Source organism: Yeosuana marina (genome assembly GCF_011762485.1).
Lineage (GTDB): Bacteria > Bacteroidota > Bacteroidia > Flavobacteriales > Flavobacteriaceae > Yeosuana > Yeosuana marina.
In genome coordinates this window covers 1-22,164 of the sequence record NZ_JAAKGI010000027.1, presented here as the reverse complement: position 1 = coordinate 22,164, position 22,164 = coordinate 1, and the positions used below count along the sequence as shown (strand labels likewise).

General features: G+C 32.3%; 20 protein-coding genes. 7 read left to right on the top strand and 13 right to left on the bottom strand.

Annotated features, from left to right (window positions below; genetic code table 11):
* Positions 1-79 precede the first annotated feature (79 nt).
* Positions 80-2,686 carry an outer membrane beta-barrel family protein gene (locus G5V56_RS14410; protein WP_166966269.1) on the top strand — a complete coding sequence of 869 codons (2,607 nt, stop codon included), beginning with the start codon at positions 80-82 and terminating at the stop codon, positions 2,684-2,686.
* Positions 2,687-2,766: 80 nt separating this feature from the next.
* On the opposite strand, the gene G5V56_RS14405 is transcribed toward G5V56_RS14410, so the two are convergent.
* Positions 2,767-2,952 (bottom strand): hypothetical protein, encoded by a 186-nt coding sequence (locus G5V56_RS14405; RefSeq protein ID WP_166966266.1) that lies wholly within the window; start codon positions 2,950-2,952, stop codon positions 2,767-2,769.
* Positions 2,953-3,226: 274 nt separating this feature from the next.
* Between G5V56_RS14405 and G5V56_RS14400 the strand changes: the two genes are divergently transcribed.
* Complete coding sequence (locus G5V56_RS14400) at positions 3,227-5,842, top strand: M1 family metallopeptidase (RefSeq protein WP_166966264.1); 2,616 nt, start codon at positions 3,227-3,229, stop codon at positions 5,840-5,842.
* A gap of 88 nt (positions 5,843-5,930) precedes the next feature.
* Here G5V56_RS14400 and G5V56_RS14395 read toward each other — a convergent pair whose 3' ends face one another.
* Positions 5,931-6,572 carry a peroxiredoxin gene (locus tag G5V56_RS14395; protein WP_166966262.1) on the bottom strand — a complete coding sequence of 214 codons (642 nt, stop codon included), beginning with the start codon at positions 6,570-6,572 and terminating at the stop codon, positions 5,931-5,933.
* Between the two features lie 166 nt (positions 6,573-6,738).
* Here G5V56_RS14395 and fumC point away from each other — a divergent pair, with 166 nt between their 5' ends.
* Entirely contained in the window at positions 6,739-8,136 is a 1,398-nt protein-coding gene (fumC, locus tag G5V56_RS14390; RefSeq protein WP_166966260.1) for a class II fumarate hydratase, read from the top strand.
* A 113-nt stretch (positions 8,137-8,249) separates the two neighbouring features.
* Here fumC and G5V56_RS14385 read toward each other — a convergent pair whose 3' ends face one another.
* Both G5V56_RS14385 and pdxH read right to left on the bottom strand, forming a co-directional pair.
* The gene (locus G5V56_RS14385) at positions 8,250-8,744 is read right to left on the bottom strand and encodes a CAP domain-containing protein (RefSeq protein WP_166966258.1); all 495 of its coding nucleotides are present in this window, start codon (positions 8,742-8,744) and stop codon (positions 8,250-8,252) included.
* A gap of 158 nt (positions 8,745-8,902) precedes the next feature.
* Positions 8,903-9,550, bottom strand: a complete 648-nt coding sequence (gene pdxH, locus G5V56_RS14380; protein WP_166966256.1) for a pyridoxamine 5'-phosphate oxidase — start codon at positions 9,548-9,550, stop codon at positions 8,903-8,905.
* 82 nt (positions 9,551-9,632) lie between these two features.
* On the opposite strand from pdxH, the gene G5V56_RS14375 reads away from it, so the two are divergent.
* On the top strand, positions 9,633-10,046 hold the full coding sequence (locus tag G5V56_RS14375) for a hypothetical protein (protein WP_166966254.1): 414 nt from the start codon (positions 9,633-9,635) through the stop codon (positions 10,044-10,046).
* Here the strand turns inward: G5V56_RS14375 and G5V56_RS14370 are convergent.
* The 5 genes from G5V56_RS14370 to rpsA form a co-directional block, all read right to left on the bottom strand.
* Complete coding sequence (locus G5V56_RS14370; RefSeq protein ID WP_166966252.1) at positions 10,039-10,947, bottom strand: ribonuclease Z; 909 nt, start codon at positions 10,945-10,947, stop codon at positions 10,039-10,041. The genes G5V56_RS14375 and G5V56_RS14370 overlap by 8 nt on opposite strands.
* A 1-nt stretch (position 10,948) precedes the next feature.
* Positions 10,949-11,281, bottom strand: coding sequence for a ribonuclease Z (locus G5V56_RS14365; RefSeq protein ID WP_166966250.1), 333 nt, complete (start codon positions 11,279-11,281; stop codon positions 10,949-10,951).
* Between the two features lie 3 nt (positions 11,282-11,284).
* Complete coding sequence (locus G5V56_RS14360) at positions 11,285-12,214, bottom strand: aspartate carbamoyltransferase catalytic subunit (protein ID WP_166966249.1); 930 nt, start codon at positions 12,212-12,214, stop codon at positions 11,285-11,287.
* 6 nt (positions 12,215-12,220) lie between these two features.
* Complete coding sequence (pyrR, locus tag G5V56_RS14355; protein WP_166966247.1) at positions 12,221-12,760, bottom strand: bifunctional pyr operon transcriptional regulator/uracil phosphoribosyltransferase PyrR; 540 nt, start codon at positions 12,758-12,760, stop codon at positions 12,221-12,223.
* Between the two features lie 150 nt (positions 12,761-12,910).
* Positions 12,911-14,773, bottom strand: a complete 1,863-nt coding sequence (rpsA, locus tag G5V56_RS14350; RefSeq protein WP_166966245.1) for a 30S ribosomal protein S1 — start codon at positions 14,771-14,773, stop codon at positions 12,911-12,913.
* A 331-nt stretch (positions 14,774-15,104) separates the two neighbouring features.
* On the opposite strand from rpsA, the gene G5V56_RS14345 reads away from it, so the two are divergent.
* Positions 15,105-15,485, top strand: coding sequence for a LysM peptidoglycan-binding domain-containing protein (locus tag G5V56_RS14345; protein ID WP_166966243.1), 381 nt, complete (start codon positions 15,105-15,107; stop codon positions 15,483-15,485).
* 297 nt (positions 15,486-15,782) lie between these two features.
* On the opposite strand, the gene cmk is transcribed toward G5V56_RS14345, so the two are convergent.
* From cmk to lon, 3 genes are all read right to left on the bottom strand, one after another.
* Positions 15,783-16,478, bottom strand: a complete 696-nt coding sequence (gene cmk / locus G5V56_RS14340) for a (d)CMP kinase (RefSeq protein ID WP_166966241.1) — start codon at positions 16,476-16,478, stop codon at positions 15,783-15,785.
* A gap of 3 nt (positions 16,479-16,481) precedes the next feature.
* Positions 16,482-17,501: a type IX secretion system protein PorQ gene (gene porQ, locus G5V56_RS14335; protein ID WP_166966239.1), complete on the bottom strand. Its 1,020-nt coding sequence runs from the start codon at positions 17,499-17,501 to the stop codon at positions 16,482-16,484.
* Positions 17,502-17,596: 95 nt separating this feature from the next.
* Positions 17,597-20,047, bottom strand: coding sequence for an endopeptidase La (gene lon / locus G5V56_RS14330; RefSeq protein ID WP_166966237.1), 2,451 nt, complete (start codon positions 20,045-20,047; stop codon positions 17,597-17,599).
* Positions 20,048-20,282: 235 nt separating this feature from the next.
* Here lon and G5V56_RS14325 point away from each other — a divergent pair, with 235 nt between their 5' ends.
* Positions 20,283-21,092 (top strand): hypothetical protein, encoded by an 810-nt coding sequence (locus tag G5V56_RS14325; RefSeq protein WP_166966235.1) that lies wholly within the window; start codon positions 20,283-20,285, stop codon positions 21,090-21,092.
* Between the two features lie 60 nt (positions 21,093-21,152).
* Here G5V56_RS14325 and G5V56_RS14320 read toward each other — a convergent pair whose 3' ends face one another.
* Positions 21,153-21,803: a rhomboid family intramembrane serine protease gene (locus G5V56_RS14320; protein ID WP_166966233.1), complete on the bottom strand. Its 651-nt coding sequence runs from the start codon at positions 21,801-21,803 to the stop codon at positions 21,153-21,155.
* Between the two features lie 61 nt (positions 21,804-21,864).
* Between G5V56_RS14320 and G5V56_RS14315 the strand changes: the two genes are divergently transcribed.
* Positions 21,865-22,164 (top strand): lysophospholipid acyltransferase family protein (locus tag G5V56_RS14315; protein WP_394366208.1); only part of this gene is annotated, 300 nt, incomplete at its 3' end.

Below are 22,164 nucleotides of genomic sequence, written 5' to 3'. Positions count from 1 at the left end.
CATATTTTTTTTAACAATTAATTAACCTTTTAGTATTAAACCTTCCTATAATTTCTTTGTCCAACAAAGAAAAATATCTATGATCAAAAATATCCTAACCACAACCATTTTTTCTTTATTATTCAGTATTGTTTCAAATTTAAATGCTCAAACTAGTTCACAGAGCATCGAATCGATACCTATTTTAAAAAACACTTCAAGCGAAACAACACATCTCAATGAAAAAGAAATAAAAATCTCAGGAACAGTCATTGACGCTGAAACGAAGACACCTTTAGAGTATGCGACTGTTTCATTTTATAGTCAAGAACAACAAAAGATAGTCGATGGTGTAATCACCAATACCGATGGTACATTTGAAGTCAAAATACCTAAAGGGATTTACGATATAAATATTGAGTATATTTCTTATAAAAAAGTAACATTAAAAAACCGAAATATTACCGAAAATCTTGATTTAGGTACTATTTCATTACATATAGATTTAGAAGCGCTTGATGCTGTTGAAGTGATTGCTGAAAAAACCTCAGTTGAAATTAAACTCGACAAAAAGATATATAATATTGGTAAAGATTTAACGACTGCTGGAGGAACAGTAAGTGATGCGCTTAATAATGTGCCTTCGGTTTCTGTTGATATTGACGGCGCTATAAGTTTAAGAGGTAATGAAAATGTTAGAATTTTAATTAACGGCAAACCATCTGCAATGGCAGGTTTTGGCGATACTAATGTTTTAAGTCAGTTACCCGCCGAAGCTATAGAGCGAGTTGAAGTGATTACATCGCCTTCCGCGAGATATGATGCCGAAGGAACTGCAGGCATCCTAAATATCATACTTAGGCAAAAGGAAACATTAGGTTTTAATGGCTCTTTTGATGTAACGTTAGGTAATCCTGATAATGTTGGAATTTCTTCAAACATTAATTATAGAACAGAAAAATTCAATTTATTTTCTAACATTGGGTTCAGATATTTTAATGCTCCAAGAAATAGCTTTAACGACACCAATTATTTTGATAGATTAATTAATGGCGTTTTAGAAGCACCAGAATATGAGAGAATTCGTGAAAAAGAAAATGTAACACGCCTTAATCGAAATTACAATGCAAACTTAGGTATGGAGTATTTTTTATCTAAAAAGACATCTGTTACAGGAAGTTTGTTTTACAGATATGGTGAAGATGCCGATTTAGGACTCAACAACAGTGATCGGTTTAATGGAGGTAGCATCGTAGAGCAAACCTTAAGAAAAGAGCAACAAGATGAAAATGGCGATGACTTTCAAGTGTCATTAAATTATATTACAAAATTTAACGATAAAGGGCATCAGTTAACGGCAGATGTTCAATTTGAAAATGGGTCTGAAGATCAATCCAATAATATTAACGAAAACTATATTATTACCAATCAAACCAACCCTGTACCCTTCCAAGACGAAAAAGTAAGTCAAACACAAGATAAAAAGGAGTCCTTATACCAGGTAGATTATGTGTTGCCTATTGGAGAAGATTCAAGATTTGAAGCCGGTTACAGAGGTAATTTTGAAAATGAAATTACGGATTACACCTTACAACAGGAAGATATTGCAACAAATGATTTTTTTATCAATGATACTATTTCTAATATTTTTGATTATTCAGAAAACGTCAATGCACTATATACACAATATGGATCTAAATTTGGTAAATTTTCATTTCTATTGGGATTAAGAGTAGAAAACACCCAATTAAAAGGAAAAATTGATTCGCGATTAAGTGATGCTGAACTTGAAGCTTCTTTTGGTTTTCCAATTGATACAGATTTTAATAATAATTATTTCGGTCTATTTCCTACATTAAATCTTATATATAATTTAGCTAAAAGCGATGATGATTCAGAAGAAAGTGTCACATTTGGTTTTAATAGAAGAATTAACAGACCACGCGGTTGGTTTATTAATCCATTTCCCTCACGTTCAAGTCGTACTAATATCTTCCAAGGTAACCCTAATATACGCCCTGCATTTTCAAGCACTTTTGATATAGGCTATTTAAAACGATGGGGAAAACTAACATTAACGACCTCGATATATTATCAACACGAAACCGATTCTTTTGAACGAATAGAAGAAAATACTGGTCAACAAACTTCTGATGGCATTGATATTATTAGGACCATACCAGTAAACTTATCCACTAACAATAGAACAGGTGCAGAATTAGGAGTTCTTTATAATCCAGAAAAATGGTTGAGGTTAAATTCTAGTTTTAACTTTTTTCAGTTTGAAACAATAGGAGAATTTAATGGAGTTGACTATGGTGCAAAAAACACGAGTTGGTTTGCCCGTTTTAGTAGTAAAATTACACTTCCTTCAAACATTGATTGGCAAACAAATGCTAACTATCGAGGCGCTAGTGAAAATGCTCAAAGCACCAGAGAAGGCATTTTTACAATGGATTTAGCGTTGAGTAAGGAATTTTTTGACAACCATTTAACCATTTCATTAAATGCGAGAGATATTTTTAACTCCAGAAAACGTAAGTCATTAACAACAACAGAGTTTTTCTCAAGGTATAATGAATCACAATGGAGACAACGTCAAGTCAATTTATCTCTTAGATATCGTTTTAACCAACAAAAGAAACGAAACGATAGAAGAAATGATAATCCAAACGGTGGTAATGACGACTTTGATTTTGAAGGATAATCAACCACTTAACAAACATAATTCATAAAAAAAGGAAGCTAATTTAGCTTCCTTTTTTTATTTTATAAACAATTAATATTTTAACGAATTGCTGCTTCTTCTCTTTTCGCCTTTTTTTCAGCTTTAATTTCTTTATAGCGTTCAATTGATGCACCAAAAATCCAATACGGAATTACAAAAGAGATTAAAAAAATCATTAACCAAAATCCTATGGTTAGTATGGTTAAAAACGCTAAAAATCCTAAATATTGGTCAAATTGAAACATCCTTATTTATTTTTAAAATCAAATATGCAGCAAATATAATGTAAAGCATGTATTTATACAAAACTAAATTTAAGATTTATTAACAAGGTTTTCAAGTTTATTATTTAATTGTAGTCTTTCATTGTTTTAACCTCATTTCTTATAAATATCTATTTCCAAAATAAGTCTAATATCATTTAATAAGTGAAAATTTTCCTAAAATTACGGGGTTTATAAGCTAAAAAATAAGGGTTTTCATACTTTTAACTTCTCAAAAAAAATTAAATTTTTATCTATGAAATTCCGTATTAAATATTTAGCTTTTATTCTACTCTTTAGTGGACTTATCAACAAATTACAAGCACAAGAACAAACAAACACATCTGAATCTACCTTTAATAAATATGAAGCTTTTAGCCCGTTGTTTATGACGGGAGAAACTAGTGCGTACCATAGTGCAACGGGTAATCCAGGAGAAGATTATTGGCAAAATCAGGCCAATTACAACATTAAAGCTACTTTAGATACTATTAACCATATAGTTAAGGGAAAAGTAACTATTTCCTATATAAATAATAGTCCTTATAAGCTACATTTTTTATGGTTGCAATTAGATCAAAATACTTTTAGAAAAGATTCTCGAGGCTCTCAACTCTACCCTGCTAATGATAGAAACGGTGTACATACTTTTACCGATGGATACGAACTTCAAAAGGTTGCCATTAAAATGGGAAAAAGTACTCAAATAGCCGACTATATAGTTTCAGATACCCGCATGCAGATTCGACTTCCGGAAGCACTTGAAGCTAAAGGACAACAAATGGATATCAGTATTGAGTATTCATTTAAAATACCTGAACATGGTAAAGACAGAATGGGGCGCGTAAAAACAGAAAATGGTTGGATTTATACGCTGGCCCAATGGTACCCAAGAATGGAAGTGTTAGATGAAGTAGATGGCTGGAATACATTACCTTATTTAGGAACTGGCGAATTTTATTTAGAATATGGGAATTTTGACTACGAAATAACGGCTCCCGCTAATATGGTAGTAGTTGGGTCTGGTGAATTACAAAATCCTAAAGATGTTTTAACAGATTACGAACGTGACCAACTTGAAAAAGCTAGAAAAAGTGATCAAACAGTTACTATAAGATCTCTTGAAGATGTTAAGGCAGATAAACATGTGAAAGGTGATGCTAATGGAATGCTTACTTGGCATTTTACAATGAATCAAAGTCGTGATGTTGCCTGGGCAGCTTCAAAAGCTTTTATTTGGGATGCCGCTCGTATCAACCTTCCTAAAGGCAAAACAGCATTAGCACAATCTGTATATCCCGTAGAAAATTCTGGTCAAGATGGTTACGCAAGATCTACCGAATATGTTAAAAATTCTATCGAATTATATTCTAAAGAATGGTTTCCCTACACCTATCCCGTTGCTACAAATGTAGCTGGTCATGAAGGCGGAATGGAATATCCTGGTATTGTATTTTGTGATTATAAAAGTAAAAATGCAGAGCTATGGGGCGTAGTTAACCATGAATTTGGTCACAATTGGTTTCCTATGATTGTTGGCTCTAACGAACGTAAGTATGCCTGGATGGATGAAGGTTTCAACACCTTTATAAACGATGTTGACACAAAGGAATTCAATAACGGTGAATATTATAACGAAAGTGATGTGCAAAGCGCAACAGGAAGATTATTTAACGACTATTTAAATCCGGTATTTACAGTGCCTGATGTTATTCATAATCAGCAAAACCTAGGCATTGAAGCCTATTACAAGCCTAGCACAGCACTTAAGGTTTTAAGAAATACTGTTTTAGGTAAAGATCGTTTTGATTATGCCTTCAGAACCTACATAAAACGATGGGCTTTTAAGCATCCTACTCCATGGGATTTCTTTAATACCATGAACTCGGCCGCAGGCGAAGATTTAGGTTGGTTCTGGAAAGGCTGGTTTATGAACAATTGGAAATTAGACCAGGGTGTAGAAGATATTAAATATGTAGATAATGATCCTGCAAAAGGAGCTCTAATTAGCTTAATCAATAAAGATAGAATGGTTATGCCTACTTCTTTGAAGATTATTCAAGAAAACGGCAAAACAGAAATCGTTAAACTTCCTGTAGAGATTTGGATGACTGGACCAGAATATGTTTATAATTATCCTTCTACCTCAAATATTGTTTCAGTGGAAATAGATCCAAATCACGAAGTTCCTGATGTCAACCTTCTAAACAATATAATGGTTCCTCTAATGGACGCTCCAGAAGGAGTTACGGCCAAAACAGTAATCGATCACTATATTCAAGCCATTGGAGGGCGTAAAAATTTAGAAAGCGTAAAAGATATTTCAGAAGTAATGTCAGCTACTATAAATGGAACAGAAGTTAATATAATTACAAAGAAAAAAAGTCCTGAAAAATACATGATGTCCATTGAAGTACCTGCAATGAATCAATCAGTTTTAAAATATGTAGTTAATGGTGATAACGTTTCTGTAATAGCTCGAGGACAAAAACAAGAACTGAGTGATGAACAGAAAGAATCAATTAAAAAAAGTACATCTATTTTCCCTGAATTATTATATAAAACTAGCGATTATACACTTAAACTTTTAGGCATAGAAAATGAGAATGGCAACCAATTGAATGTTGTACAAATTACAACTCCAGATGGAAAATTCATTAAAGATTACTTTAATGTCGACTCTGGTTTGAGAGTAAAAAAAGAAGTTTCTATTGACGGAAATACTACAAAATCCACCTATTCAAATTATCAAAATGTAAACGGAATTATGCTTCCTTTTAAACAAACAACTGATTCATTTGGTCAAGACATGGAATTAAATCTTAAAGAAGCAAAAATAAACAGCAATATAGAAGATAGTGAGTTTAAATAAATAATATCTTCTTAATCAAAAAAAAAGGGTGTTATAGTAACACCCTTTTTTATTTCTAAAACTTAGTTGAATTGTTTTTTTGTTCTTCCTATTTCACATTTGGTTGTGGAGTCATTCTTAAATAAGGTTTTATTTCTTTATGACCTTTTGGAAAAAGTGCCGGTATCTGTTCATTAGTTACGGCTGGAGAAATAACAACGTCTTCACCATTTTTCCAATTTGCAGGTGTGGCCACTTTATGATACGCGGTTAACTGCAAAGAATCAATAACACGCAGTAATTCGTCAAAATTTCTACCTGTTGAAGCTGGATATGTAATTATTAATTTAATTTTTTTGTCATCCCCAATAACAAATACTGAACGCACGGTAAACTTCTCGCTAGCGTTAGGATGAATCATATCATAAAGTTCAGATACTTTTTTATCTTCATCTGCAATTATTGGAAAATTTACCGTAGTATGCTGTGTTTCATTGATATCTTTTATCCAATCATTGTGAGAGTCTAAACCATCAACACTAAGTGCCACTACTTTTACATTTCGCTTATCAAATTCAGCTTTGTATTTAGCTACTGTACCCAACTCTGTGGTACAAACAGGCGTGTAATCAGCTGGATGCGAAAATAAAATTCCCCAACTATCACCTAGCCACTCATGAAAATTAATAGTCCCTTCTGTAGAATTTGCTGTAAAGTTTGGAGCTTCATCTCCTAATCTAATTGTTGCCATAGTATAATTTTTTTGTGTTATTATCACCGAATTTACTCATTTTTAAACAAAAATTAAATTTTAAAATGTTATTTAAACCTTAAATAAATAGTTGAAATAAAACATATTTCGCTTAAAATTAAGTGCTAAAAAACGTAAATTTGTTTTAAATTAATTACTTATTAAAATGGAATTCAGAATAGAAAAAGATACGATGGGCGAGGTTAAGGTGCCCGCTGATAAACTTTGGGGAGCACAAACAGAACGCTCTAGAAATAACTTTAAAATTGGTCCGAAAGCATCTATGCCATTAGAAATTATTTACGGCTTTGCTTATCTAAAAAAAGCAGCCGCTTTTACTAATTGTGAATTAGGTGTGCTACCTATTGAAAAACGTGATTTAATTGCACAAGTTTGTGATGAAATTTTAGAGGGAAAACTTGATGATCAATTCCCTTTAGTTATTTGGCAAACGGGTTCTGGCACACAAAGTAATATGAATGTGAATGAAGTGATTGCCAACAGAGCTCAACAATTAGCAGGCAAAACTATTGGTGAAGGTGACAAAGTTATTCAACCTAATGACGATGTTAACAAATCTCAATCTTCAAATGATACCTTTCCAACAGGAATGCATATTGCTGCTTACAAAAAAGTAGTAGAAAAAACCATTCCAGGGGTAAAAAAACTACGAGATACCTTAAAAAAGAAATCTGAAGCCTTTAAAAATGTAGTTAAAATAGGAAGAACTCATTTAATGGATGCCACTCCTTTAACATTAGGTCAAGAACTTTCAGGATATGTTGCGCAACTAGATCATGGTTTAAATGCCTTAGAAAACACCTTACCTCATTTAAGCGAACTGGCACTTGGAGGAACTGCGGTTGGAACAGGATTAAACACGCCTAAAGGCTATAGCAAACGTGTAGCAGAATATATAGCTAAATTTACAGAATTACCTTTTACATCGGCGCCTAACAAGTTTGAAGCCTTGGCTGCTCATGATGCCTTGGTGGAAACGCATGGTGCGTTAAAGCAATTAGCAGTTTCTTTAAATAAGATTGCAAACGACATACGTATGATGGCTTCCGGTCCACGAAGTGGAATTGGAGAAATTAGTATTCCTGCAAATGAACCGGGAAGTTCTATAATGCCAGGGAAAGTCAACCCTACTCAGTGTGAAGCATTAACAATGGTTTGCGCACAAGTTATAGGTAACGATATAGCAATTTCTGTTGGAGGTATGCAAGGCCATTATGAATTGAATGTATTTAAGCCTGTTATGGCTGCCAACTTATTACAGTCTGCAGAATTATTAGGAGATGCTTGTATGAGTTTTGAAGAACATTGTGCTTCTGGTATTGAACCAAATTATGAGGTCATTACTAAACTTTTAAATAATTCATTGATGCTTGTAACAGCGCTTAATACTAAAATTGGTTATTATAAAGCTGCTGAAATAGCTAATACCGCTCATAAAAATGGGACAACACTAAAAGAAGAAGCTATCAATCTGGGATATGTCACAGCTGAAGATTATAATGCTTGGGTGAAACCTGAAGATATGGTAGGTAGTTTAAAATAAAACCAGAGATCTATCTAAAATAGATATTTAAAAACTTAAGATAAAAACCCCACCCAATAAGGTTATTGAGTGGGGTTTTTATTTAAAATTAGTATTCTGAAAAACTATAGCATCTATTTTCTTATAAATATGTTTGTATAAAACCAATCACCGTCTGAATTTTGCTCTGCTGACACATCAAAATTAGTAAAATCTCCTTCTATATTTTCTTTATGGGATTCACTTTTTAACCACGCATTTACAACTGATTCTGCCTTCGTATATCCATAAGCTACATTTTCAGATACATATTTAGCGCCAGCATTTGCTTTTAAGTAATTGCTACGTTGAAAAAAATTGTCATGATTAACTTCGTTTATCTCGACCATATACTCGGTATGAGAATAAGCTTGGGACTTTATAATATCCATGTGCTCTAATGGATTTAAACCCATACTCAATCTATGATTATTAATAAGTTCAAGAATTTGAGTTTCTATTGTTTTAGTTTCGGGAACAACAGCGGTTTTGTTTAATGCTGCAACGTTATCATCTAAATTGTCAGTAGAACAAGAAAATGTCAATACAGCCAACAGTACCAATACTGGTAGTTTGATTAATGATTTCATAAGTAGGTAATTTGGTACTATAAAGTTAACCTACATGAAATGAAGCAAATGTTAAAAAAATGTTAAAATCGACTAAAAACACACATATTAACGTTATTATTTGTTTTTCGTCGATAAAATACAAGCTAAATAAAATAAAAATGATTTTTATCGATTTTTTACGGAGATAATCGATCTATTTTCCAATTATAATCAGGTTGAAGTTTAAACCGTATTCGGTCGTGCAATCGGTTTGGTCTACCTTGCCAAAACTCCATTTCAATAGGTTTTACAATGTAACCTCCCCAAAATGCTGGCCTTTCAACGTCTTTGCCTTCTAATTCTTTTTCTAAACTTAACAATTTATCTTCAAGAACCTGTCTGTTCTCTATGACCTCACTTTGATTTGAGACTAACGCCCCTAATTGACTGCCTCTAGGACGAGATTCAAAATATCCATCACTTAAATTCTCTGCTATTTTTTCAGCCTTCCCTTTAATAATAATTTGTCGCTCTGCACTGTTCCAAAAAAATGACAGACAAACATTTGGATTTTTTTCTATGGCTTTTCCTTTTTCACTATGATAATTGGTGTAAAATATAAAGCCTTCATACGTATATCTTTTAAGAAGCACTACCCTACTCTTTGGATAACCGTCTAATCCAAATGTTGAAATAGTCATGGCATTTGTTTCGTCTTGATTAAATTTTGTATCTACTTCATAAAACCATTTTTGAAATAACTCCATTGGGTTGTCGCTAATATTACTTTCTAGTAATTCTTCTTTTTCATATGATTTTCTGTAATCGCCTAAGTCTGTATTCATTATAAAATTCTCGAAATTAATTATAAATTAAATGTTTTAGAGTTAAATAAAATCATATAAATTTAAGCATTAATTAATAGCAATGTATTTCGAAAACAGTAATTATTTTAAACAACTTGAACATAAAAAATTAGAGTTTACATTTGGGAATTTTTATTTATGTGACCATTTTTTCATCTCTGAAATAAATGAAGGCGTTCATTTTGATTGGGAAAAAATTAAAATAGTAATGCCTAAAATTATAGATTATTATGGCGATAATAGTCAATTAGGCTACATTTCAAATAGAGTACATTCGTATTCCATGGATCCGTATTCATGGCAAAAAGTGGATCAAAAATATGGAGTGATTGTAGCAGGAGCTATAGTGTACTATAATGATTTAATGTACAAAAACGCAACCCTTGAAAAGTTGTTTTCCAAAAAAAGTTTAAAGCGATGTATTAATCTAGATGAAGCTATTTATTGGATGAAAACAATAAATGAGTTTAGTTAAAATCGAAAATTTTACCATCCTCTGACAATTCAACCGATTTAAAAATAGTTTCAGCCTCCGTTTTAAAATCATCTAAACCCCCATACCTTGTGGAATAATGGCCTAAAATTAAGGTGCCAACATTGGCTTTATTTGCTATAGTAGCTGCCTGTTTTGCTGTACTATGTTTGGTAGGATCTGCAAGAGCTTCGTGTTTCTCTAAAAACGTAGATTCATGATACAAAACATCGACATCTTTGATAATTGGAATAATTGATTCGTTATAGGCCGTATCACTGCAAAACGCATAGCTTTTTGATTTTATAGGAGGTGATGTAACTTCTTTATTTTTAATCAAATCACCCTCTTCATTTTCAACATCAAAACCTTGCTTTAATTTTCTATAATAAGCCACGTTAATATTATGGTCTTCGGCAGCGTCCACATCAAGTTTTCGTTCTCCTTCTTTTTCTTTAAAAAGAAATCCATTGGTATAAATACGGTGTTTTAAAGGAATTGTATAAACTTCAACATCATCATCTTCAAAGATTAATTCTGATGTTGTTGATTCTAATTCATGAAAATAAAGGTTGTAATTGGTCCAAGAGTCGGCTAACTTCATTTGTAGCGTAACAACCTCTTTGATGCCTTTCGGTCCGTAGACATGCAAATCCGTTTCACGAGTCAGCAATCTAAACGTTGATATTAAACCTACTAATCCAAAAAAATGATCTCCATGCAAATGAGAGATAAAAACATGCTTAATTCTATTAAACTTAATTTTATGTCTTCGTAAATGTACTTGGGTACCCTCTCCACAATCAATCAAAAACATATGATTTTTAATTTCAAGAACCTGTGAAGTTGTATTGGTTAATGCTCTTGGTGTTGCACTATAGCATCCTAAAATTGTTAGCTTCATATTAAATACCTAAGTCCCTTTCCATCTCTTCCATTTCAATAATATCGTAAGCTTCTTGCAGGGTAGGAACAACAATTATTTCATCTGGGGTATCATTAATATCAATACTATTTGAGACAATTACAAAAGATTGTTTTGAAGCTCTATGACTGTTTGATATCTCCAAAAATTCAATAATATCTTGTAAAGTTAGTTTATTTAAACTAGTTAGATTTACAATAATATTATCGTGTTTTAATTTTGAATAAACGTCTTGTATTTTTTTAACTAATTCTATTATAGTTGCTTTTTCCTGTGTTATAATAGAAATATTTCCATCTTGATCTAAAATCATAATTTACTGTTTTATTTTTGATGCTAATAAATAAATAACTGCCATTCTTATGGCTACTCCATTTTGTACCTGCTCTAAAATAATAGACTGTTTAGAATCAGCTACATCACTTGTAATTTCTACACCTCGATTAATAGGACCTGGATGCATAATAATAATTTCCTTGTTTAAAGAATCTAATAATTCTTTATTTACACCATATTGTTGTGTATATTCTCTGGTTGAAGGAAAATAACTAATATCCATGCGTTCATTTTGAACCCGTAACATATTGGCTACATCGCACCAGTTTAAGGCCTTTCTTAAATTGGGTTCAACCATTACGCCTAATTTATCAATATATTTTGGAATTAAAGTTTTTGGGCCACAAACCATAACTTGAGCTCCTTGAAGTTGTAACGCAAAAATATTAGATAATGCCACACGACTGTGAAGAATATCTCCTACGATTACAATTTTTTTACCTTTGACATCTCCAAGTTTTTCTCTAATGGAATACGAGTCTAAAAGAGCCTGTGTTGGATGTTCATGAGCTCCATCGCCTGCATTGACAATACTTGCTTTTACATGTTTTGATAAAAACACACCTGCGCCAGGGTTTGGATGTCTCATAACTACCATATCAACTTTCATTGATAAAATATTATTGACAGTATCTATAAGCGTCTCCCCTTTTTTTACGGACGATTGTCCTGATGAGAAATTAATAACATCGGCTGATAATCGTTTTTCAGCCAATTCAAATGATAATTTTGTTCTGGTAGAATTTTCAAAAAATAAATTGGCAATCGTAATATCTCTAAGCGAAGGTACTTTTTTAATGGGTCTATTAATAACTTCTTTAAAATGATCGGCGGTTTCAAAAATAAGTTGAATATCTTGTTTGTTAAGATATTTGATTCCTAATAAGTGATTGACACTTAATTCGCTCATGGGTAATTATTTATTAATTAAGTAAACAATGTCCTCTCCTTCATTCTCCTCCCAATTGACTTTTACTTTTTCATGGTTTATCACATCTACTTGCCTGCCTCTATAATCTGGTTGTATAGGTAAATGTCTGCTAAAACGTCTATCTATAAATGTTAATAGCTCTATTTCATTTGGTCTCCCAAAAGATTGTATGGCGGTTAATGCTGCACGAATACTTCTGCCTGTATAGAGTACATCGTCAATAAATACAACAGTTTTATCTTCTACTATAAAATTAATGTTGGTTGTATTGGCTTCTAAAGGTTTGTCTCCTCTACGAAAATCATCTCTAAAAAAAGTGATATCTAAAAATCCTAATTGAATGTTTTTAACATTATAATCTTCCCGAAGTATTTTAGCAATTCTGTTGGCTAAAAATATACCACGAGGTTGTAAACCTATTAATACGGTATTAGAAAAATCATTATGTTTTTCAATGAGTTGACAAGCCAATCGATGAAGAATGATGTTTACCTCTTTTGCGTTAAGTAAAACTTTTTGACTCATATACTATCCAAACGTATTTGGTAAACAAAGGTAATGCAAAATTTTAAAAATTTTAGATTTTATAAAATGTTTAATAAAAAAGAAGCCTTCAATTTCTTGAAGGCTCTAATTTATAAATGAATACCTGATTTTTTCAGGTTTGAAAAAAAACTATTTTTTTGATTTAGTCGTTTTTCCGTCCATTTTATCTTTAAGTGCTTGTAACTGATCATTAGCATCACCTAAAGTTGGTTTTGCTTCAGCAGCAGTTGCAGCAGCCTTTTTAACGGCAGCTTTAACGTTAGCAGCTTCTTCAGCTCTAAAAATAGCTGTATGAGATGCTACGACGCGTTTAAACTCTTTATTAAACTCAATGATTTTAAATTCAGCTGAATCTCCTTTTTTAAGTTTTTTACCGTCTTCTTTTTCTAAATGACGTGTTGGTACAAATGCTACGATATCTTCGTTAAATTCAACAGTAGCACCTTTGTCAACGATTTCAGAAATTTCAGCCGTATGAACTGTGTCTAAATCAAATTCTGTTTCGTATTTATCCCAAGGATTTTCTGTAGTTTGTTTATGACCTAAACTTAATTTACGTCCTTCAACATCTAACTCTAATACTACAACATCTAATTTATCTCCAACAGAACAGAACTCACTTGGATGCTTGATTTTCTTAGTCCAAGATAAATCTGAGATATAAATTAACCCATCAATACCTTCTTCTAATTCAACAAACACACCAAAGTTTGTAAAGTTACGTACAATACCTACATGTTTAGAACCTACAGGATATTTTCCTGTAATATCTGTCCATGGGTCTGGTGTAATTTGTTTAATACCAAGAGACATTTTACGCTCTTCTCTATCTAACGTTAAAATGATTGCTTCAACTTCATCGCCAACAGATACGAAATCTTGTGCCGAACGTAAGTGTGTAGACCATGACATTTCTGATACGTGAATTAAACCTTCAACACCATCAGCCACTTCGATAAACGCACCGTAATCTGCAATAACAACTACTTTACCTTTTACTTTATCTCCTACTTTTACAGTATCGGCTAAAGCTTCCCAAGGATGTTTACTTAATTGTTTAAGACCTAATTGGATTCTAGATTTATCTTCATCAAAATCAAGAATAACTACATTAAGTTTTTCATCTAGCTCAACAATCTCGTTTGGATGATTGATTCTAGACCAAGATAAATCTGTAATATGAATTAATCCGTCAACTCCACCAAGATCGATAAACACACCGTAAGATGTAATGTTTTTAACAACACCTTCTAGTACTTGACCTTTTTCTAATTGACCAATGATTTCTTTTTTCTGTTCTTCAATATCAGCTTCAATAAGTGCTTTATGAGAAACAACTACGTTTTTAAATTCGTGGTTGATTTTAACAACTTTGAATTCCATAGTTTTATTTACATACTGATCGTAATCTCTAATTGGTTTGACATCAATTTGAGAACCTGGTAAGAATGCTTCAATGCCAAAAACATCTACAATCATACCACCTTTAGTTCTGCATTTTACAAAACCATTAACGATTTCTCCGGTTTCGTGAGCTTTGTTAACGCGGTCCCATGCTTTAATTACACGAGCTTTTCTGTGAGATAATACTAATTGTCCTGTTGCATCTTCACGCACATCAATTAATACTTCTACTTTGTCTCCTACTTTTAAATTTGGGTTGTAACGGAATTCGTTTAAAGAGATAACACCTTCAGATTTTGCATTGATATCAATAATCGCATCTCTATCAGAAATGTGAACTACCGTACCTTCAACAACTTCATCGTTAAGCGTATCAACGAAATTTTCTGCTACTAATTTTTCAAATTCTTGCAATTGTTTGTCATCAACCTCATCAATACCTTCTTGGTAATTGTGCCAGTTAAAGTCTTTTAAGAATTTTTCAGGATTTGCTTGAGCTTCAGATACTACTGGAGCTTCTGCTTTTGGAGTTTCTTCAGTTGGAACTTCAACTGCTTCAACCTCAGCTTGTTTTGCTTTTTCAGCCATTTAAATAATAATTTAATGTATAGTTTTCCGCCTTCGCGGAAACGCAATTACATTACGTTTTGTATTCTGTATGTTTCGGAAGATTTTAAGCGATTAACACACAGAAGTGTTATTTTTATTTATCGTTTCATTCCTTTTATCTTTCCGACGACTCGCTAAAAGGAGTGCAAAAATACACATTTTCAATAAAATAGCCTAATTTCAATAAAATAAAATTATAGTGACTTTTTATGTTGTTTTGTGTCTAATACTACGAATGAAATTTAAACACATTAATACTATTACATTAAGCAGAAAAATTAATATATTGTAATACTAAAAATAAACAATTATGACAGCGAAAGCAAAATATCAAGACGTGCTTGATTTAGGAGAAGCATTAAACATTAAAGACGGTAATGTTACCGAAGAAAACGGCATCTTAAAAGTTAAAGGAGAAGCTAAAACACAATATGAAAAAAACCTAATTTGGGATAAAATAAAGGAAATTGGTGGTGAAAAACCTACCGATATTTTAGCTAACATAACTGTAGCCGATACGAGTGTTTACCATAGACACACCGTGAAAAGCGGAGAAACTTTAGGCAAAATTGCTAAACATTATTACGGAAATGCTTCTAAATATCAAGCAATCTTTAAAGCAAATTCAGATATCTTAAAAAATCCTGATATTATTTATCCAGATCAAGAATTGATTATTCCTAACTTATAAAAACTAGAAATATTTAATAGTTTAGAACGAATCTTTATTCATTTAAAGGTTCGTTTTTTTATGTCATTACGAGGAGATAACGACGAAGTAATCTCTTGAAAAGAAGTTAATATTAAACAGATTGCTTCACAATATTCTCAATGACACTCGCGACAAAAAAGATTGCTTCGTTTCTCTCGCAATGACGAAACTAGACTTCATTACCAGGAATGAGGTGCGAATGATGAAGTAATCTTATGAAATAGAACTAAAAATAAACAGATTGCTTCACTGCGTTCTCCATGACATAGTGTTATCTCAATCTTCCAAAGTCATAGTAACCAACTTAAGAATCTTATCAAACTGTTCGTCTAAAGACAAATTCGAGTTATCAATTTCAATAGCATCTTCTGCTTTATACAATGGCGAATCTTTTCTTGTTGAATCTAAATGATCACGCTCTTGAACATTGTTTAAGACATCTTCAAAACTTACATCATCTCCTTTTGCTTTAAGTTCATCATAACGTCGTAATGCTCTTGTTTCAGCTGATGCGGTCATAAATAGTTTCAATTCTGCATCAGGAAAAACGACCGTACCTATGTCTCGACCATCCATAACAATACCTTTTTGTAAACCCAATTGGTGTTGTTGTTTAACCAATTGTTTTCTAACCTCTGGAATAGCCGATACCTTACTCACAAAGTTCGAAACTTCTAGGGTTCTGATTTCCTTTTCTACGTTTATACCGTTTAAATACACTTCAGCAAACCCCAAGTCTTTATTAAATTTAAAACTTACATGAATATCTTCTAATTTTGAAATAAGTCCGTCAACATCAAAGCCATTTTCATCAATAAAACCATTCGTCATCGCAAAATAAGTAATGGCTCTGTACATGGCGCCAGAATCTACATATATGTAACCAAGTTGTTTAGCAAGTTGTTTAGCAACCGTACTTTTTCCAGTTGAAGAAAATCCATCTATAGCTATTATAATTTTTTTTTGACTCATACCCTATTGTAAATCTATTTGTAATCCGAAAAAGTTTGAATTGGCTGCACTTGTATATTTAGCATGCGTGTAACTAAATCGCATTTTATTTAATTTTATTGAAAATCCTGCTGATAATCCTGAAAAATTACGTTGATCAACAATACGTAATTCTTCTGCTCTTCTAAAATTATAGCCTAAACGGATATTAAATCCGCCTTCAGGAAATAATTCGGCGCCCAAAATAGTATGCCTAATAGCTTTTCCTAAAAACCCCACTTTCTCTGGGGTTTGATTACCAGATAAATCGGTGGTAACACGCGCAGGATTTGAAACCGCAATAGGCCATTCCTGCAAGTTTTCAAAAGTAATATGCCATCTTATCGGAACATTTTCTAGGCGTTGAGACATTCCAAAATCTATTTCAAACGGTAAGGGTTCATTTTGTCCTGCGTAGGTTGTAAGTTGTGTTCCAAAATTCCGGATTACTAAAGCGGCATTAAAATCTAAGTCTTCATTAATATAAAGTAAACCCAAATCTGTAGCGACACCTAACGAATTGTATTGTTCTAATTTAGAGGTGATAAATTTAAGATTAGCACCAAAATAAAAATCACTATATCCTATTTGCAACGCATAGCCTAATGATAATGCTGCTTCATTACCTGTAAAAGATCCTGTTGCATTTCCATTTTCATCATATCCATCAAAAGAACCGTAATTTATATAAGTAATTCCTGCATGAAATGTTTGCGTACGCCTGTCCATAGTATACGCATATGAAGCCGTTCCATAACTAATACCTCCCAAGTAACTGGTATAATTTAATGCCAATTGATTATCCATATTAGCATTAATAGTTGCTGGATTGTAGAGTCCCTGAGCCACATCATAATCTACATTAGTCAAAACCTTTCCTCCAAGAGCTGCTTGTCTTGGCGATGAAACCAAATTTAAAAATTGATAGGTTGATTCACCCCCAACTTGTGCGCTGGAAACAACACCTACTAGCAACCAAAAAAAAGGGACAATTTTTTTTAACATATAGACCGCAAAGTAACTAAATCTATCTTAGAACGAAAGTGCCTACGAATTATTTTAAATCAAAAAAAACCTCGAATTTAATCGAGGTCTATATATTATAATTTCTTTGCGTGTTGAACTTTTTGATTTGTGAGTGCTATTTTAATAACATCACTCATATCCGTCACATAATGAAACGTTAATCCTTTAAGATAATCAGGTTTAATTTCTTCAATATCACGTCTATTATCTTCACACAATAAAATTTCTTTAATTCGTGCTCGTTTAGCCGCTAAAATCTTTTCTTTAATACCGCCTACTGGAAGCACTTTACCTCTTAAGGTGATTTCACCAGTCATAGCCAAACTTTTCTTTACTTTTCGTTGTGTAAATAATGACACTAATGAGGTTAACATTGTTACACCAGCACTTGGTCCATCTTTAGGCGTTGCGCCTTCGGGCACATGGATATGGACGTTATACTTATCAAAAACCTCTGGGTTAATACCAAATTCCGCAGCATTCGATTTAATGTATTCCATGGCTATGGTAGCCGATTCTTTCATCACCTTACCAAGATTTCCTGTAATATTTAAAGCGCCTTTACCTTTAGATAAAATAGATTCTATAAAAAGAATGTCACCCCCTACTCGTGTCCAAGCTAATCCAGTAACTACACCGGCTACATTATTGTTTTCATATTTATCACGCTCTAGTTTAGGACCACCTAAAACTTCAATAATATCGGCATTAGATATTTTGATATTATAATCTTCTTCCATGGCGATATTCTTAGCCGCATAGCGCACCATTTTTGCTAATTGCTTTTCAAGGCTACGCACACCAGACTCTCGTGTATACCCCTCAACAATTTTTTCTAATTGAGGTTTACCTATTTTTAAATCTTTTTCCGCAAGCCCATGTTCCTTTAATTGTTTAGGTAATAAATGACGTTTGGCAATTTCAACCTTTTCTTCAATGGTATATCCTGTCACATTAATAATTTCCATTCTATCTAATAACGCTGGTTGAATGGTTGATAAACTGTTACAGGTAGCAATGAACATGACTTTAGATAAATCATAACCCATTTCTAAAAAGTTGTCATAAAACTCGTTATTTTGTTCTGGATCCAATACTTCAAGCATTGCTGAAGACGGATCTCCTTGATGAGAGTTTGATAGTTTATCGATTTCATCCAAAACAAAAACTGGATTGGAGGTGCCTGCTTTTTTTAAACTTTGAACAATTCGTCCTGGCATAGCACCTATATAAGTTTTTCTATGTCCGCGTATTTCAGCCTCATCACGTAATCCGCCTAATGACATACGCACATACTCTCTGCCAAGAGCTTCTGCAATAGACTTTCCAAGGGACGTTTTACCAACTCCTGGAGGTCCATACAAACATAATATGGGCGATTTCATATCATTACGCAGTTTTAAAACCGCTAAATGCTCTATAATTCTACGTTTTACATCTTCTAACCCAAAATGGTCTCTATCAAGTATTTTTCGCGCTCTTTTTAAATCAAACTTATCTTTACTAAACTCATTCCATGGCAAATCCAAAAACAGGTCTAAATAATTTCTTTGAATAGAATATTCTGCCACTTGGGGGTTCATGCGCTGCATTTTGGCTAATTCCTTTTCAAAATGTTCAGCTACTTTGGTATCCCATTTTTTGTCTTTAGCACGCTGTTTCATCTCATCAATCTCTTCATCATGACTCACGCCACCCAATTCTTCTTGAATGGTTTTCATTTGTTGATGCAAGAAATATTCACGTTGCTGTTGACTCATGTCCATTTGAACCTTAGACTGAATATCATTTTTAAGCTCTAGCTTTTGAAATTCAAGATTCATATATTTTAAGGTAGCAAGTGCTCTCTTTTTCAAATCATTAACTTCCAAAAGACTTTGCTTTTCTGTAACCGACAAATTCATATTTGAGGATACAAAATTCACTAAAAATGAATTACTCTCAATATTCTTAATAGCAAAAGAGGCCTCACTTGGTATATTAGGACTATCCTTAATAATTTGTAATGCTAATTCTTTAATAGAATCTATTATAGCTGCAAACTCTTTATTATTTTGAGCAGGTCTCGCTTCTGGAATTTCCCTTATGGTTGCATTCATATAAGGCTCTTCTGTAATAACCTCGGCTACTTTAAAGCGTTTTTTTCCTTGGATAATGACCGTTACATTACCATCTGGCATTTTCAATACCCGTAATATTCTAGCAACTGTTCCTGTTTCATGGATATCTTTTGCCGTTGGATCCTCTACAGATTCATCTTTTTGAGAAACAACACCAATAACCTTACTACCCTTATTGGCATCATTAATCAATTTTATTGATTTATCACGTCCCGCTGTAATAGGTATGACAACACTAGGAAACAATACGGTATTCCTTAATGGCAATATAGGTAGTGTTTCAGGTAAATTTTCGTTGTTTATTTCTTCTTCATCTTCAGGTGTCATTAAAGGAATTAATTCTGAATTCTCATCAAACTCCTGGAATGACAAACTGTCAAGACTTATAAAATCGGATTTCTTCATATACTTATTTAAGTCAATATGTCATTAAAGCAAATGACTATTTGTTTTTTAAAGATTATTAAAATTAATAAATAATTGAATACCAATAAATTAAAACCAATATTAAATATTCAATACCAATATAATTTCAATAGGCATGCCATACTCAAACACGGAGTAATAAAAAATTAAATTATGTGGTAAATCTTACAGCATATAATTCTATATTTGTAACTTAATCTTAAAAATAATATAAATGAAATTAAAACAACTCCTACTTTTAATGTTATGTGTTGCAATTAGTTCTTGCAACACCGAATCTACTGATAATCCTGACGAAAACACTCCTGACAATACTTTATTGAAAAAAGCAATTTACAACAGAGGAACAGTTGACGAATATTCAGAAACTTATAACTATAATGGCAACAAATTAATAAGTGTTGTTGGAACTGATGGTAGTGAAGAATGGAAAAATGTTTATACCTATGACGATAATGACAATTTAATTAAAGATGATTATTTTGATGCAGACGGACATAATGCTTCTGTTGTATTAGAATATAATTCTGAAAATAAAATTGCTACATATACTGAAATTTTTCTTGAGCCTTCTGAATTAGGTGATCGTAAATATAAAAGTGTTTTCACTTATAACAATGACGGTACTTTAACCAATGAAGTTTATGTGAGTTATTCTAATTCTGATTTTGAATTAGACTGGACAGAAACAATTACTCTAAACGGAAAAAATATTGCAGAAATAGCCGATGATAAAGACTATAAAATATCATATGGGTATGATGACAAAAATGGTATGTTCAAAAACGTTCACGCTATTGAAGTACTTAACATCTTGAGTGAAAATGAATTTGGAGCTTACATATATGGAAATACCAATAATATTGTTAGTTATGTAGAAAGTGACACTAATACTAGTGACAATTATAATGATAAATATGAGTATACTTATAACGAAAATGATTATCCAAAAACTTGCATATACACATCTCAATATGGTAATGAAGATGAAGATGTTGAAACCATTGAATTTTTCTATGAATAGTTTTAAAGAAACCTATTAATAAAAAAGCCAATTTGTAATTCAAATTGGCTTTTTTATTTTTCACATTTTCCCAGCTTTCTTTAAAGCAAAAAGTAAAACAATAGGAACCGCCAATAAGGCTATCATTAACAAGTCTTCTTCAAATAGCCATGGAGCTAATAGTAAAGTGATTGCATAACCACCTATAGCACCACCAAAATGAGCATCATGACCAATATTGCCTATTCTATTTTTCATACCATAAATAGAATATAATAGATACCCAATTCCGAAGATATAAGCAGGAATTGGAATTGGTATAAAAAACATGTATAAGCTCATACCTGGCTGTAATAGAATAGCTGAATAAATAATACCCATAACGGCACCACTGGCACCTACAGCACTATAATGATATTCATCTTTGTGAAAATATAAAGACAGCAAACTACCCAATATCAAACTTCCTACATAAATTATAACAAAACTAAAAACTCCCAAAAACCCAATGACCACATCGGCAAAAAAGTATAAGGAAAACATGTTGAAAAATAAATGTGCATTATCTGCATGCAAAAAACCTGTACTAAATAACCGGAATTGCTCTCCTCGTCTTACAGCTCCAACATTGAACTTGTATTTTTCAAAAAAACCAAAATCACTAAAGCCTTTGTATGAAATAATAACATTGGCCGCGATAATAATTATAGTTACTACATCTAATTTGCCCATAAGGAGTAAACGTTTAAATAATTTATAACATATATTTGTTGTGCAAATTTAAAATTAATTAATGCAATTTCTTGTTTACATTCTAGTTTATCCGCTTTTGTGGCTTATATCTATTTTACCTTTTAGATTATTGTATGTGTTTTCAGACTGCATTTATGTACTGATATACTATGTTTTTGGCTATAGAAAACGAGTAGTTAATGACAACTTAAGATTGGTTTTTCCTGACAAAACTGAAGACGACATAAAAAGAATCAGAAAGAAATTCTACCATCATTTATGCGATATGTTTTTAGAAATGGCTAAAACTATGAGCATTTCTGAAAATGAACTAAAAAAACGATTTAAGATTAAAAATCCA